We start from the raw sequence: 14,157 nt of genomic DNA on the forward strand, positions 1-14,157 counted from the left end.
TGAGTTTGCAGGCCAAAGCGCCTATTTCCTCTGCAACAGCTCCGGTGCGGTGAAAATCAAAAGGGAATTCCAGTGGCCAATTACCTATACAAGAGCGACCTGCCCGACGGGCTGGATCTCGGTCCCGTTGTCGCCATTGACTGCGAGACCATGGGTCTGAACCCCCACCGCGACCGTCTATGCGTGATCCAGATGTCCGGTGGCGACGGCAATGCCCATATCGTGCAGGTGGAAATCGGCCAGACCGATGCCCCCAATCTTTGCCGGATGCTGGAAGATCCCAATGTGCTGAAGCTCTTCCATTTCGGCCGCTTCGACATCGCTGCGATGTACCACGCCTTTGGCGCTTTGGCTGCACCGGTTTACTGCACCAAGATCGCCAGCCGCCTGGTACGCACCTACACCGACCGCCACGGGCTCAAGAACCTGACCCAGGAACTGATTGGCATCGACATCTCCAAGCAGCAGCAGATGAGCGACTGGGGCGCCGAAGAACTGACCGAGGCTCAGCTCGACTACGCGGCCTCCGACGTCCTGCACCTGCACAAGCTGCGCGATGCTCTGAATAAACGCCTGGCCCGCGAAGGCCGCACTGAAATGGCCCAGGCCTGTTTCGACTTCCTTCCCATGCGCGCCAAACTGGACCTGGCCGGATGGCCCGAAACTGACATCTTTGCCCACTCATGACCGATACAGAAAAATTCCTCGTCACCGCCCGTCAGGTGATCACCGATGAAGCCAAGGCACTCAACGCGATGGCCGAAGGCCTGGATGAGCGTTTTGCCGAAGCCGTGCGGCTGATCCTTAAGGCCAAGGGCCGCATCATCGTCAGCGGCATCGGCAAGTCCGGCCACATCGGCCACAAGATCGCGGCAACGCTGGCCTCCACCGGCACGCCTGCTTATTTCGTACACCCGGCCGAGGCCAGCCACGGCGATTTGGGCATGCTGTCGGAAGGCGACGTGGTGCTGGCCATCTCCAACTCGGGCGAGGCACCGGAGCTGGCAAACCTGCTGGCCTTCACCCGCCGCTTTGCCATTCCGCTGATCGGGCTCTCCAGCAAAATGGACAGCACCCTGATGAAACAGGCGGATGTCCACCTGCAGATCCCCTCGATGGGCGAGGCCTGCGGCTTTGGCATGGTGCCCTCAATCTCCACCACGCTGACGCTGGCAATGGGCGACGCACTGGCGATTGCGCTGATGAAACACCGCGATTTCCGCCCTGAGAATTTCCGCGATTTCCATCCGGGCGGCAAACTCGGCGCCCAGCTCAGCAAGGTGCGCGACCTGATGCATGCAGAAGACGCGCTGCCGCTGGTTTCCGAGACAACCCCGATGGCCGACGCGCTGATCGAAATCAGCCAGAAAGGCTTCGGCGTGGCAGGCGTTGCTGCCGCCGATGGCTCCCTCGCCGGCATTATCACCGACGGCGACCTGCGCCGCCACATGGACGGGCTGCTGGACAAGACGGCGGCCGAGGTCATGACCACTGGACCGGCCACCATTGCCCCCGGCGCAATGGCGCAAGAGGCCGTCGCAGTGATGAACCAGCGCAAGATCACCTGCCTGTTTGTGGTCGATCCTGACAACGGGCAAAAGGCCGAGGGGCTTCTCCACATCCACGACTGCCTGCGTGCAGGATTGGGCTGACAAGGGGGCCTGAAAGGAAACTATGGACAGCCATTCCAGAGCCGTCGCCTACCTCAAGGTGCTGCTGCCGCTGGCCGCCCTGGTCCTGCTGTCGACCCTGTTCCTGATTTCCCGCGGCGTAAACACCGATGCGGTAATCCCCTTTGCGCAAAGGGATATCGAGGACCGGATGAAAGGCCAGCAGGTCACCTCGCCCTTTTTCTCGGGCACCACCGCGAAGGGTGATGAGATTATGGTCACAGCGGCACTGGCCCGCCCGGGCGGCGAAGGCGCACCCGCGGTTGCAAGCGACCTATCGGCGGAGTTCAGACTGGCGGAAGGCGGCAAGATCACCCTTGCCTCCGACTCCGGTGCCATCCACCCCGGCCAGGATATGGCGCGGTTTACCGGCCATGTGACCATCACCTCTGCGGACGGCCTGATCGTCGAGACGGAAGAGCTCAATACAGCCCTCAGCGGACTGGAAGCCAGCAGCCCCGGTCCGGTCCGCGCAACCGGTGTTATCGGCGAATTGACCGCAGGTAACATGCAGATCCGTGCAAAAACAGAGGGCGGCCCGGTCCATATGGTGTTCAAAAACGGGGTGAAGCTGCTATATGATCCCCAGCAACCGGAAAGATAACCTGTGTCCTATTTGCGCGCATTGATTTTCTGCCTGCCCCTTGCGGTGCTTCCCGGCCTCTTAATGGCACAAACGGCCTCCGTCGCCTTTGGCGCCGTCAAGGCCGACCCCAGCCAGCCGGTTGAGGTCACGGCCGACAATCTGGCAGTGAACCAGGCAGACGGCTCCGCCGAATTCACCGGCAACGTCCTGATCGTGCAGGGTATCATGCGGCTCTCTGCCGACAAGGTTCTGGTGATCTACAAAACGGCAGGCGAAAGCGGCGGCGAGGCCGGGATCGAACGGCTGGAGGCCACCGGCAATGTGATCCTGGTCAGCGGCCCGGACGCAGCCGAGGCGCAGCGCGCCGAATACACCATCGACCGCGGCACCATCGTGATGACCGGAAATGTGCTGCTCAATCAGGAAAACGGCACCCTGGCCTCCAACCGGCTGGAGGTGAACCTCACCTCGGGCACTGCCCGCATGGCCGGCCGGGTGAAAACCATCCTCAATCCAAACGGCGGCAGCAACTGATGGCGAAACCGGACCTGAAAGTGACCGAGGGCTCCTCCGGGCTGCGCATCGAACGGCTGCGCAAATCCTACCGCAAGAAGGTGGTGATCCGGGATGTCTCCATGTCCCTGAACCGCGGCGAGGTGGTGGCGCTGCTCGGTCCCAACGGCTCCGGCAAGACCACCAGTTTCTACACCATTGCCGGGCTGGTGTTTCCGGAGGCCGGCACCGTCAGCATCGACGGCCAGAACGTGACCGGCCTGCCGATGTACCGGCGCGCGCGCCTGGGCATCGGCTACCTGCCGCAGGAAATGTCGATCTTCCGCGGCCTTTCGGTGGAGGACAACATCTCTGCCGTTCTGGACATCTCGCAAAAGCACGAGCACAAGCGCCGCGAACGGCTTGAAGAACTGCTGTCAGACTTCTCCATCGAACACCTTCGCCGCGCCCCCGCGCTGGCACTGTCGGGCGGTGAAAGACGCCGGGTGGAAATCGCCCGCTGCCTGGCCGCCGACCCCAAGTACTTGCTGCTCGACGAACCCTTTGCCGGCGTCGACCCGATCTCGGTCGGAGACATCCGCCACCTGGTCGCAGACCTCAAGAAACGCGGTATCGGGGTGCTGATCACGGACCACAACGTGCGCGAGACGCTGGAGATTGTGGACCGCGCCTACATCCTGCATGACGGCCAGGTGCTGATGTCCGGCAGCCCCGAAGAAGTGGTGGAAAACGAGAACGTGCGCCGCGTTTACCTGGGCGACAACTTCCGTATTTCCTGATCCTTTTCACGCCTCCGCGGCAGCAAATAACCGCCGCAAACCCAGGCTTCTTTTTTCGCGTTATCCATTGACTCTCCCGCTGTCTTGCCGTGGAATTGACCCATGGCATACGCGCAGTCCGATGCAGTCCGAACACCAGCCTTGGCGACAAGGCCCGGACGGATGCAACCGGACCGCTGGCCTGCCCCCCGGTTCCGGACCTGACGTGACACCGCCAAGGATTGCCTTGGCGGCAGGCCCGGCCGCAATAAATTGTGAAGGAGATCACATGCGTTACAAAATCAGCGGCAAACAGATCGACATCGGCGACGCTCTGCAGGTTCATGTGCAGAACGAGCTCGGTTCGGCCGTTCAAAAATACGCCGAACGGCCCACCGACGCGACTGTGGTCTTTTCCCGTTCGGCGCATGAATATGTGTGTGAAGCCACCGTCCATCTGTCGACCGGGCTGAGTGCTCAGGCGAAAGCCCACGAAACCGAAATCTATGCGGCCTTTGATGCCTGCTGCGAGAAAATGGAAAAGCAGCTGCGCCGCTACAAGCGCCGTCTCAAGGATCACCACAAGGACCGCAGCGAGCCGGTTGAACATCTGGGCGCCAACTCGTATATCCTCGCCTCTGAGGAAGCGGATTCCGAACCGGACTCGCTGCAGCCGATCATCGTCGCCGAAATGGAGACCCGCATCCCCTCCCTGTCTGTCGGGGAAGCAGTGATGCAGATGGAGCTGGCAGGCGCACCGGTGCTGGTCTTCCGCAATGAGGGCAAAGACGGATTGAACGTGGTCTACCGCCGTGAAGACGGCAACATCGGCTGGATCGATCCGTAAACACACTTAAGGCATCGGCGCCCCCGCAGGGGCGCCGGAACGGAGCAGACACATGCAGATTTCCAGCATCCTCAAGCCAGAGGCCGTCCGGGTAATCGGAGCGGTCTCAAGCAAGAAGCGCTTGTTTCAGGAAATCGCAGAGGTCGCTCAATCCGCCTACGGGCTGGATGCCCAGCCCACACTCGAAGCGCTGCTGGACCGTGAAAGCCTCGGTCCCACCGGTGTCGGCCACGGCGTGGCTCTTCCGCATGCCCGGCTCGACACCATCAGCGAGGTCTGCGGCACATTCCTGATCCTGGAGAAACCACTGGATTTCGGCGCGGTTGACCGCCAGCCGGTGGACATCGCATTTGCCCTGTTTGCGCCCGAAGACGCCGGTGTCGAACATCTGAAGGCGCTGGCGCTGGTGTCGCGCACCCTGCGGGAGCAAAGCTTCTGCACCAAGCTGCGGGCCAATCACGACCCGGCCACGCTCTACACCATCCTGACAGAAGGCCAGTCCGTCCAGGCGGCCTGAGGCACGGGCATCGACGATGCTACGGCTCCGGCGCGCAACAGCGGCCGCAGGGCATGTGTTCTTGAAAACCGGCAGGCAGAGCGCCAATCCCGCGCCGCACCCCGTGCGGCGCCCGGCCCAAGGCCGTTCCGGCTGGTCAGCCTGCTGAACATCCGGCGGGCGCGGGAGTACTGAGTTTGCAGCGGGAACGGAAGGGTCAGCCCTGCCGCCAGGGCCCGAACCCAAAGGCCAAGTAGTCACGCTGGTAAACCGAGGCGATCAGCGCCTCCAGTTCCGCATCATAAATATCCGCCAGTGCAAACGGCGTTTCCGGCTCTGCTTCAGGCACTGCACCCGGCTCCATCCGGCCCAGTTTGCGGGCCAGCGCCACCAGATCCTCGCCCATTTCCTCTTCGCGGATCAGCAAATCCGGCGGACCCAGTTCGGCAAATCCGGCCAAAGCCTGGCTCTGGGTTGCCCATTCCGCATCCAGCCGGACTGAGGTCTGCCCGGCCAGGCTGGACCTCACAAACTCCAGAAATCCGGTAAATGCTTCCCGGTGCTGCGACCGGGAATAGCCCGCGTCCGGCCCTTGCTCCGGCAACGGCAAGCCAAACTGCCGCCGCAGCGTATTGCGGATCTGCCGGTAGCTGCCCTCGCCTGCATTCAGGATCCGGCGGCAGAACACCGCATGGGCCCGCGCCGCCGGGTGGCGCAGCACCGTAAAGCTGCGAAACCCCTTGTTGCCGCGCTTCCATTGGCGCAGCTGTTTCTGGTTCATGCCCTGGATCAGCCCCTCTGGTGCCACGTGGTCCAGCCCGGCCATCCAGCGTACCACCTCCGCCTCCGGCCCGCCTTTCAGCGGCAGGTACAAGAGCGGTGTCACCACCCCTGCCGCATATCCTGGCACGGCCGGGCCGCGGCGCGGCTCGAAGTTCGGAGTCCGGGTCAGGTTGAACCGGTCCATGCCGGCCAGCGCCTCCTGCATCTCCTCAGGATTGGCAACCTTGGCCAGCACCGGCGCCGGGTTCTGCCGCTTGAGGCTGCCATCCAGAGCTTCCAACTGGTGCGGCACCCCCAGCCACCGGGCCAGCCCGTTCATCACCTCAACGCTCTGCAGGTCCTCATAGGCCACATAAAACGCTGTCTGGCCCAGCGCCTGCAGCCTGTTCAGCAGTGTGACCTGGAAATCCTGCAGCGCGCCCACATGAGCTGCAAACTCCGCCGCGTCAAACCGCGCCTTGGCATCCTTGCGCCGCTTCACATCGGTCAGCTTCCACTGGCCGGTCTCCTTGGCAATTTTCCACGACACATAACTGTCCAGCGGATTGCGGGTCAGGATGATCTTGGCACAGCGCGGATCCTCCAGCATCAGGTCCAGCACCCGCGGGTCATGATCGTGGAAGTAGCGGAAGCCCCCCAGCGCGCGCGGGTCTTCCTTGATCTTCCGGACCAGCCGCGCCGGGTCTGCTTCCCGCATGGACCGGGTCACGCCCAGGATGTCCGTGCTGTTGGGATAGCCGATAAAATGCGGATTGAAAGCCTCGCCATGACAGACCAGCCCGTCAAAGGCATTCAGGTTGGTCTCCAGGAAATTGGAGCCGGTCCGCATTTCTGCAAAGACAACAAAGTAATCAAAGGAAGAAGGCATCAGGAATTATCGCACCAGATAGGGTTTACGCTGCGGCTTCGGTGGGCTGGCAGGGCTTTGCCCGACCGGGAAATCCCCCATCAGATAGGGATGCATGCCCTGGTTTTTCAGATTCTGCAGGAACTGCCCGAAGCCTTCAAGATCTGTCATCCTCGGCGCCTCACCCAGATGCCGCGCGGCCAGCGGGCCGATCTCGTCAATGATGGTCTGCAAGGGCTCCATCGGCGCCTCGACAAACTCTGCCATCGTCCAGATCCGCACCCGCGCCTTGGTCCATTGCGAGCGCAGGATCTGCAGCTGCTCGGCTTCGCGCTGCTGCAGCCGGGCCGCTTCCTGGCGCAGCTCCGCAAAGCTGCGGCTGGACTTGAACAGCGGAACCGCCCAGGCGCCGCTGATGACCGATACCTGCGCATTGGTGTCCCGCGCCACCAGCCAGTTCACAGCCTGGTTGTCGCGCGGGCCGAACTGGAAACACTGGCGCTCGCCGCGGGTGTTCCAGATCAGGCTGGTCAGAAAGCTCTCAGGATTGTAGTCGCGCAGCTTCGCGTTGCCGTTCAGGCAGCCGTTGATCAGGGTCTGGCCTTCAGAAAACGCCGCCCCCTCGGGCGCAAAGATATGCCCGTGCACCCGGGCGCCGGTTGTCCGGGCCAGCCAGATCTCGAAATCCTCGAACAGCTCGGCAAATCCCTGGAACACCGAATAGGGGCTGGAAGTGATCCCGTTCTCCGATCCGTGGCCGGGAAAACGGCTCTGCATATAGAGGCCCGGCCGCCCGCGGGTGCGCCGCTCCACCGCCTTGGCAAAGATCCGGTCGATCTTGCCCGGATTGGGCTCCGCGCCTTTCATCGCCCCGGCCGGATCAGTCAGAAACGCCTGATAGAGCCGTTCCGCATGGGGCCAGATCTTGCGCGCCACAAAGCAGTCGGAGCGGCGCAACAGCTGCAAGTGGTCGTCATAGAAAATATGCGGCTTGCCCTGGAAATCGAACTTGCTCAGCGTCAGCGAGCGGCTCTCGATATTGCTGGAATACTGCCGCGCCAGGGTCTGAAAGTAGCTTTCATCCGGGATCCACACCTTGCGGAAATAGGCATCATAGGCCGGACGTTCCGGGTCCTGCAGAATTGCCGCCAGGGTCCGCCGGGTCAGGCACCACCATTGGCTGCCCATATGCGGCACCAGCCCCGCCGGGATCCGCCGCTTGAACCGCAGCTTGCGCTGCAAGTTCACGTAGCGGTCGAACAGATAGCGATGCTTCTTCCAGGAAAACGGGAACCGCAGCGTGAACCGCTCATGGCTCAGGCCGCCAACGATCCAGGGCACATCCGCGGTGGTGGCGCTTTCAATGAAATCGGTCTCCGGACGCGCCGCCAGATAATCCGCCAGCTCCTGCACCGGCCTCAGCGGCAGGCATGAGCCGGAGGCCAGATAGACATGCCGCACATCCGGAAACTCCGCCAGCATCACCTCGGAGGCCGACTGCGAAGCCGCCACGATGCCCCAGGTGCCCCATTCACAGCGGTGGCGGGCAGAGAACCGCACCAGCGGGCTGCCATCCAGCGACTGCCGGAACCGGTCAAACACGTCACGCCTGACATTGCGGTCCACATGCAGCACCACCGGGCAGCCCGCTGCGGTCCAGTGGCGCACCACCTGCGCCGCCCGGTCCAGCGCCGTGTGCACCAGCATGACAATCCCAACCGTGCTCATGCCCAGTTCCCCTTGGACATCAGCCCCAGGATCTCAAGCTGGCGCCAGTTGATGTATTTCTCGCTCCACTTGCACCACAGCTCCGGCTGCTCCGCCATCTTGGCGGCATAGGCCTTGTATTCCGCCGACCCGCCATAATGCTGGCCGCGCACCAGCTCCTCTTCAGCCTTGGCGGTGAAGGTATCCAAAAACTTGGTGTGCAGCAGCGCGCCGCTGGCTTTTTCGCCGCCATCACTTTCATAAACCTGGTTCAGCCCGCGCGGCAGCAGCGCGTGGGTGGAACTGGCATAGGCATAGCGCCGGTGCCATTTGACCAGCGGAATCTTGTTCAGCGCCGGTGCCTTCTTGGGCTCATCGGCGAAGAACACCCGCGCCCGCGGCCCGCCCTGGATCCACAGGTTGCCGTATTCCTTGTTGCGGCTGATGGTGTAATTGCCGCTGTCGAACCAGTGGGCAATCTCCAGCGGGTTTTGCCCGGGCTGATACGGCACCTCGCCGATCCGGCCCTTGGGGTACACATCCAGCAGCATCGCCGAGAAGCTGCGGATCGCCGAATTGTCCAGCCAGTCGGTCAGCGCCCGGATCGGCCGCGTGTCGCAGAACGGGTAGATAAAGAACTCATCCGGGTCGACCACCAGCACCCAGTGATCATGCGCGTACTTGCGCTTGAGGTAGTTCATCCAATCGATGCCGAAACCCGCCCGCCTGTAACTGGCGGTGGTCTGCCACAGCGAGACATCTTCCATTCCCTGAAGATAATCTGTGGTGCCATCGGTAGAGCCATTGTCCACGAACAGGAAATGATTGACGCCCAGGCCGCGGTAATACTGCAGGAAGTAGGGCAGGCGTATCTGTTCGTTGCGCATGGTGCAGACCAGCAAGATATCCCCCGGACGGATCGCCCTTGTGTTGTCCTGCACAGGCGACAGCTCACCGGACTTGCGCACCGCGCGGACCAGCCGCCGTTTGCGCCGCAACCGCATCCGGTAAGAATCCCAAAGCCCCACGTCTACTCCAAACCGCTATCCAAGGAGCGCACCTGCCCGGTCCAGCCTTCTGCCAGCGGCAAGTTTCCGCGCAATATGTCACGCACGTAGTCTATTAACAACGGATTTAGAAACAGTTACGCGGGCGCACGGCGCAGTTGCAACAGTTCAGGCGATGCCGCCCAGGCGTCACCAGGCCAGCGGTGTCATCAACCCCAGCGCCGCCAGCTGGTCCGGTCCGCGGTACCGGACCGACCCGGCGTGCCACATATCCGGCGCCTCCGTGATCCGGTCGTAATACACATCAAATTCCTGCGGTGTATGGAAATGCTGCTGGCGCTGCTTTTCCGTTGCCGATTTGGAAACAATCTCCGGCAGGAACTTCGTATGCAGCAGCACGCCGGACGGCGCCTCGCCGCCGGGTCCGTCATACAGCATGTTCAGCTGCCGCGGCAGCATGGAATGGGTTGAATTGATATAGGCATAACGCCGGTTCCAGCGCACCAGCGGCAGCTTGTTCAGCGTCGGCGAGCGTTCCGGCTGATCCTGGAAGAACACTCTTTCCCGCGCCCCTCCCTGTACCCACAGGTTGCCCTTCGGCTGCTGCCGCACTGCCCGGTAGGGGCCTTCGTCGAACCATTGCAGCACCTCGCCGGGATCTTGCCCCGGCGCATAGGTCCGGGCGCCCAGCGGCCCCTTGGGGTAAAGGTCCAGCATCAGCGCCCCGAACCCCGCGCGCCCTTGCTGCTCCAGCAGCCGGGTCAAATCGTCCAGCCCGTGCGCGTCCATGCCGGGGTAGACCAGCAGCTCATCGGCATCCACGGTCAGGCACCAGCGCCCGTGGCCATGGCGGATCAGCAGCCAGCCCAGCCAATCCAGGCCAAAGCGCGTGTCCCGGTAACTGCCCTCAGCGCGCCACAGGGAGACATCCGGCTGCTCCGCCAGCAACTCCGCACTGCCGTCATCGCTGCCATTGTCCACCACAAGGAAATGCGCGGCGCCCAGCCGCCGGTAATGCTCCAGGAAATAGGGCAGCCGGGTGATCTCATTGCGCAGAACGGTAAAAACCAGAACGCCGGCATTGGGGATCTGCCGGGTGCGGTCCGCCGTTTTCTGCATCTGCCGGCGGGCACGCAGCGCCCGCCACAGCATCCGCCGCCGCTTCCACCGCATCCGGTAAGCCCCGGTGAGGCCCAGCGGCGGCAGATCAGGAGCGGCGGGGCCAGTCATGCTTAGCCCTCGTAATGGCCCGTCTTATGCCATTTCCAGGCATCAGCAATCATCGTTTCCAAGGTAGAGCGGCGCGGCTCCCAGCCCAGATCGGTGACCGCGCGGGTCGATCCCGACACCAGCTTGGTGCAGTCGCCCGCCCGGCGCGCGCCGGTGTTGCAGGGCACTTTCTGCCCGGTCACGGCTTCCGCCTTGTCCATCACCTCGCGCACCGAAAAACCGCTGCCGGTGCCCAGGTTGAACACTTGGCTGCCCTTGCCGCCTTCCAGCCACTTCAGGCCCAGCACATGCGCATCCACCAGGTCGCAGACATGCACATAATCGCGGATGCAGGTACCGTCCGGGGTGTCATAGTCAGTGCCGAAGATGGTCAGCGCATCGCGCTTGCCCGCAATCGCATCCAGCACCAGCGGCACCAGATGGGTCTCGGGGCGGTGGAACTCGCCCACCTCGGCCTCAGGATCAGCGCCCGCCACGTTGAAATAGCGGAAGATCACCGACCGCAGCCCGTGTGCAGCGCCGAAATCCTTGAGGATATCTTCAACTGCCCGCTTGGAAGCGCCATAGGCGTTCAGCGGCAGCTGCGGAGTGTTTTCGTCCAGCACCACATTGTCATGCTCGCCATAAGTGGCGCAGGTCGAGGAGAACACGAAATCCAGGCATCCCGCCGCCACCGCAGCCTCGACCAGATTGAGCGACCCGCCGGTGTTGTTGGCCCAGTAGCGGCCCGGCTCGCTCATCGCCTCGCCGACCTGGCTCAGCGCCGCGAAATGCATCACCGCGGCCGGCTGGTACTTGGCAAACACCTCATCCAGCCGCGCGCGGTCGTTCAGATCGCCTTTCTCGAAGGGTCCGAATTTCACCGCATCCTGCCAGCCGGTCACCAGGTTGTCATAGGTCACCGGCGTATAACCCGCCGCCTTCAGCGCCTTGCAGGCGTGCGAGCCGATGTATCCGGCACCGCCGGTCACGAGGATATTGATCACTGTCTCTGCCCCATGCTGGGCCGCCCCGGACGGGCGGCCAGTTTGGTTACTGCGCGGCCTTGCCGACCTGCGCGATCTCGGTGATGTAGCTCATCAGGTCATCCCGCAGCTCATCGCGCGCCAGCGCAAAGGCGACGGTCGCCTGCAGGAAGCCCGCCTTGGAGCCGCAATCGAACCGCTGCCCGTTGAAGCGGTAGCCGTAAACCGGCACGTCCTGGGCGATATCCTCGGCAATCGCATCGGTCAGCTGAATCTCGCCGCCGGCGCCGGACTTCATCTTGTTGAGGTTCTTCAGAACCGACGGCGACAGGATATAGCGCCCGATCACCGCCAGATTCGACGGCGCGTCTTCCATCTTGGGCTTTTCCACCATGCCGTTGGCGGCGACCACCCGGCCCATGTCCTCTTTCACGTCGAGCACACCATAGGAAGAGGTCTTCTCCGGCGGAACCTCCATCGCGGCAACCATGTTGCCGCCGGTTTCTTCATAGGCCTCGACCATTTGCTGCAGGCAGGGTTTCTCTGCCGCAATCACGTCGTCCGGCAGGATCACCGCAAAGGGCTCGTTGGCGATCAGGCGGCGGGCGCACCACACCGCGTGGCCCAGGCCCAGCGCCTTGTGCTGGCGCAGATAGGCAATGGCACCGGATTCCATGTCGGTGCTCTTCAGGATCTCCAGAAGCTCATCCTTGCCCTTCTTGCGCAGCTCCTGTTCCAGAACCGGCGAGTGGTCAAAATAGTCTTCCAGCGCACCCTTGCCGCGCGACGTGACAAAGATGAATTCCTTGATCCCGGCAGCCCGTGCCTCGTCGATGGCGTATTGCACCAGCGGCCGGTCGACCAATGTCATGATTTCCTTGGGCACGGATTTGGTTGCCGGCAGGAAACGGGTTCCCAGACCCGCAACGGGAAAAATCGCTTTGGTTACTTTTTTACGCATGTGGTTCTCTCTGCACTCAAATTCCGGGCTGGCCGCCGCAGCCGCCAAACGGCGCTGATAAGCTGGCGCGCATTATGCCCGGCTGTCTCCAACAAAATGTAAAGCAACTGCCCGTTGCCCCCAGCTGCCGTCTTGCAGCAGCGCCCTTTTCATTCGGCTTCTCTTTAACATAATTCACTCACTCGTGCCGCATTTTCTTCATCATGGCTTCCAGCCGCGGCACATCCTCCGGGTTGTTCAGCTCCCAGAATTCACGGCCGCGCGCCTCAACTTCAACACAGAGCACCTTGCGCCCGTTCTCCAGGAATCGCAGCTGCTCCAGCCCTTCGAGCTGTTCCAGCGGCCCTGTATCCCAATCAGGATACGCTGCCAAGGCATCCGGCCGGTAGGCATAGACCCCGACATGGTGAAAGACCGGCGTGTTTTCGCCATCCCCGTAGACATGCCCGCAATAGGGCACCACCTCCTTGGAGAAATAGAGCGCACTGTGGTCCGCGGCAAATACTGCCGTGGTGCCACCGACCCGGCCGTCTTTCCGGTCCGCCAGCAGGCTGTTCAGCGTTTCGCCGTTGCAACGCAGCACCGGCGTTGCCAGCCCCATTCCGGGAGCAGCCTTAAGCCCGGCCACCAGGTCCTCGACAAACCAATGCGGAGTCAGCGGCGCATCGCCCTGCAGGTTCACCACCACCTCATAGCCGCCGCCCAGCGCCGCATGCGCCTCGGCACAGCGCTCGGTGCCGTTGGCGCACTCCGGCGAGGTCATCACCACCTCGGCCCCGAACGCTTCCGCCGCCTGTTTGATGCGATCGTCATCCGTAGCCACAACCACCCGGTCCACACCCTGCACCGAACAGGCCGCCCGCCAGGAACGCTCCACCAGCGAGCGCTTTTCGCCAGTGGCGCCGGTCAGCGGCACCAGCGGCTTGCCGGGATAGCGGGTCGAGGCATAGCGGGCGGGGATGACAATCAGGACGGACATCAGGCTTCCTTCAGTTCCACAGCTGGTGCATAGGCGATGAAGAACGGGTTGGCATAGCCCTCTTTACCGTATTTCAGCAGGGAATGATCGTCAAAACGCACCACTTTGCCGCCAGCGCCTGCAAGCACCGCATGGCCCGCGGCGGTGTCCCATTCCATGGTGCGGCCGACACGCGGATAAATATCCGCTTCGCCAGTGGCAACCAGGCAGAACTTCAGCGAGGAGCCGGCGCTCTTGCTGTCCTTCACATTGTACTTGCCGATGTAGTCGTCGGTGGCCTGGTCGCGGTGCGATTTCGACGCCACCACCATCAGCGCGGAATTGTCGCTGTCTGCGACCCGGATCACCCGGGTTGCGCCGATGGTTTCCGGATCAAAGCTGCCGGTCTCCTCCACCGCGCTGCCGTCAGCCAGAGTAAAGAACATCCGCTGCCGCGCCGGCGCATAGACCACGCCGCGGGTCGGCACGCCGTTTTCCACCAGCGCGATGTTCACCGTGAAATCGCCGCGGCGGTGGATGAACTCCTTGGTGCCGTCCAGTGGATCGACGATCAGGAAGGTGTCGCCGCGCTCCTTGTGCGAGGCCGCCTGCTCCTCGGTGACCAGCATCACGCCCGGAAATGCCGCCCGCAGACCGGCCGAGATCAGCGCATCCGCCGCTTCATCCGCTTCGGTCACCGGGCTGTCGTCGGATTTCACCTTCACGTCGAAATCGTCGGAATTGTAAATCTCCATGATCTTTGCACCGGCCTCGATGGCCAGCTTGCGGATCACGGGCACCAGGTCTTCATAAGTCACGCAGGTCTCCC

General features: G+C 62.8%; 15 protein-coding genes. 7 read left to right on the top strand and 8 right to left on the bottom strand.

The window, feature by feature from the left end:
- Positions 1 to 72: 72 nt before the first annotated feature.
- The 7 genes from RA21_RS06685 (at position 73) to RA21_RS06715 (ending at position 4,891) form a co-directional block, all read left to right on the top strand.
- Positions 73 to 687 (top strand): ribonuclease D, encoded by a 615-nt coding sequence (locus RA21_RS06685; protein ID WP_039147465.1) that lies wholly within the window; start codon positions 73 to 75, stop codon positions 685 to 687.
- Positions 684 to 1,652 carry a KpsF/GutQ family sugar-phosphate isomerase gene (locus RA21_RS06690; protein WP_039147466.1) on the top strand — a complete coding sequence of 323 codons (969 nt, stop codon included), beginning with the start codon at positions 684 to 686 and terminating at the stop codon, positions 1,650 to 1,652. The genes RA21_RS06685 and RA21_RS06690 overlap by 4 nt, the downstream gene beginning before the upstream one ends.
- 22 nt (positions 1,653 to 1,674) lie before the next feature.
- Entirely contained in the window at positions 1,675 to 2,274 is a 600-nt protein-coding gene (gene lptC, locus RA21_RS06695) for an LPS export ABC transporter periplasmic protein LptC (RefSeq protein ID WP_019297590.1), read from the top strand.
- A gap of 63 nt (positions 2,275 to 2,337) precedes the next feature.
- Positions 2,338 to 2,790 carry a lipopolysaccharide transport periplasmic protein LptA gene (gene lptA / locus RA21_RS06700; protein WP_241477386.1) on the top strand — a complete coding sequence of 151 codons (453 nt, stop codon included), beginning with the start codon at positions 2,338 to 2,340 and terminating at the stop codon, positions 2,788 to 2,790.
- Complete coding sequence (gene lptB / locus RA21_RS06705; RefSeq protein ID WP_019297588.1) at positions 2,790 to 3,548, top strand: LPS export ABC transporter ATP-binding protein; 759 nt, start codon at positions 2,790 to 2,792, stop codon at positions 3,546 to 3,548. The genes lptA and lptB overlap by 1 nt, the downstream gene beginning before the upstream one ends.
- A 268-nt stretch (positions 3,549 to 3,816) precedes the next feature.
- A complete protein-coding gene (gene hpf, locus RA21_RS06710; protein WP_019297587.1) occupies positions 3,817 to 4,374 on the top strand; it encodes a ribosome hibernation-promoting factor, HPF/YfiA family in 558 nt (185 codons plus the stop codon).
- A 52-nt stretch (positions 4,375 to 4,426) separates the two neighbouring features.
- On the top strand, positions 4,427 to 4,891 hold the full coding sequence (locus RA21_RS06715; protein WP_019297586.1) for a PTS sugar transporter subunit IIA: 465 nt from the start codon (positions 4,427 to 4,429) through the stop codon (positions 4,889 to 4,891).
- A 196-nt stretch (positions 4,892 to 5,087) separates the two neighbouring features.
- On the opposite strand, the gene RA21_RS06720 is transcribed toward RA21_RS06715, so the two are convergent.
- From RA21_RS06720 to cysQ, 8 genes are all read right to left on the bottom strand, one after another.
- Positions 5,088 to 6,521, bottom strand: a complete 1,434-nt coding sequence (locus RA21_RS06720; RefSeq protein ID WP_039147468.1) for a sulfotransferase family 2 domain-containing protein — start codon at positions 6,519 to 6,521, stop codon at positions 5,088 to 5,090.
- Positions 6,522 to 6,527: 6 nt separating this feature from the next.
- Positions 6,528 to 8,228, bottom strand: a complete 1,701-nt coding sequence (locus tag RA21_RS06725) for a DUF5927 domain-containing protein (protein ID WP_019297584.1) — start codon at positions 8,226 to 8,228, stop codon at positions 6,528 to 6,530.
- Positions 8,225 to 9,211, bottom strand: coding sequence for a glycosyltransferase family 2 protein (locus tag RA21_RS06730; protein ID WP_039147469.1), 987 nt, complete (start codon positions 9,209 to 9,211; stop codon positions 8,225 to 8,227). Before RA21_RS06730 ends, RA21_RS06725 begins: the two co-directional genes overlap by 4 nt.
- 192 nt (positions 9,212 to 9,403) lie before the next feature.
- Complete coding sequence (locus RA21_RS06735) at positions 9,404 to 10,444, bottom strand: glycosyltransferase family 2 protein (protein ID WP_019297582.1); 1,041 nt, start codon at positions 10,442 to 10,444, stop codon at positions 9,404 to 9,406.
- Between the two features lie 2 nt (positions 10,445 to 10,446).
- Positions 10,447 to 11,430, bottom strand: a complete 984-nt coding sequence (galE, locus tag RA21_RS06740; RefSeq protein ID WP_039147470.1) for a UDP-glucose 4-epimerase GalE — start codon at positions 11,428 to 11,430, stop codon at positions 10,447 to 10,449.
- A 46-nt stretch (positions 11,431 to 11,476) separates the two neighbouring features.
- Positions 11,477 to 12,370, bottom strand: a complete 894-nt coding sequence (gene galU / locus RA21_RS06745) for a UTP--glucose-1-phosphate uridylyltransferase GalU (protein ID WP_019297580.1) — start codon at positions 12,368 to 12,370, stop codon at positions 11,477 to 11,479.
- A gap of 178 nt (positions 12,371 to 12,548) precedes the next feature.
- Entirely contained in the window at positions 12,549 to 13,349 is an 801-nt protein-coding gene (locus tag RA21_RS06750) for a 3-deoxy-manno-octulosonate cytidylyltransferase (RefSeq protein WP_019297579.1), read from the bottom strand.
- Positions 13,349 to 14,146 carry a 3'(2'),5'-bisphosphate nucleotidase CysQ gene (cysQ, locus tag RA21_RS06755; protein WP_039147471.1) on the bottom strand — a complete coding sequence of 266 codons (798 nt, stop codon included), beginning with the start codon at positions 14,144 to 14,146 and terminating at the stop codon, positions 13,349 to 13,351. The genes RA21_RS06750 and cysQ overlap by 1 nt, the downstream gene beginning before the upstream one ends.
- Positions 14,147 to 14,157: the final 11 nt, after the last annotated feature.

Origin of the sequence: Leisingera sp. ANG-DT, assembly GCF_000813785.1 — a bacterium.
GTDB lineage: Bacteria > Pseudomonadota > Alphaproteobacteria > Rhodobacterales > Rhodobacteraceae > Leisingera.

What these genes read in the sequence shown, in the direction of transcription:
- lptC (WP_019297590.1), top strand. Translation starts at nt 1,675, where the DNA reads ATGGACAGCCATTCCAGAGCCGTCGCCTACCTCAAGGTGCTGCTGCCG.
- RA21_RS06725 (WP_019297584.1), bottom strand. Translation starts at nt 8,228, where the DNA reads ATGAGCACGGTTGGGATTGTCATGCTGGTGCACACGGCGCTGGACCGG.
- RA21_RS06750 (WP_019297579.1), bottom strand. Translation starts at nt 13,349, where the DNA reads ATGTCCGTCCTGATTGTCATCCCCGCCCGCTATGCCTCGACCCGCTAT.
- hpf (WP_019297587.1), top strand. Translation starts at nt 3,817, where the DNA reads ATGCGTTACAAAATCAGCGGCAAACAGATCGACATCGGCGACGCTCTG.
- RA21_RS06720 (WP_039147468.1), bottom strand. Translation starts at nt 6,521, where the DNA reads ATGCCTTCTTCCTTTGATTACTTTGTTGTCTTTGCAGAAATGCGGACC.
- lptA (WP_241477386.1), top strand. Translation starts at nt 2,338, where the DNA reads ATGGCACAAACGGCCTCCGTCGCCTTTGGCGCCGTCAAGGCCGACCCC.
- RA21_RS06730 (WP_039147469.1), bottom strand. Translation starts at nt 9,211, where the DNA reads ATGCGGTTGCGGCGCAAACGGCGGCTGGTCCGCGCGGTGCGCAAGTCC.
- RA21_RS06690 (WP_039147466.1), top strand. Translation starts at nt 684, where the DNA reads ATGACCGATACAGAAAAATTCCTCGTCACCGCCCGTCAGGTGATCACC.
- RA21_RS06735 (WP_019297582.1), bottom strand. Translation starts at nt 10,444, where the DNA reads ATGACTGGCCCCGCCGCTCCTGATCTGCCGCCGCTGGGCCTCACCGGG.
- RA21_RS06715 (WP_019297586.1), top strand. Translation starts at nt 4,427, where the DNA reads ATGCAGATTTCCAGCATCCTCAAGCCAGAGGCCGTCCGGGTAATCGGA.
- galU (WP_019297580.1), bottom strand. Translation starts at nt 12,370, where the DNA reads ATGCGTAAAAAAGTAACCAAAGCGATTTTTCCCGTTGCGGGTCTGGGA.
- lptB (WP_019297588.1), top strand. Translation starts at nt 2,790, where the DNA reads ATGGCGAAACCGGACCTGAAAGTGACCGAGGGCTCCTCCGGGCTGCGC.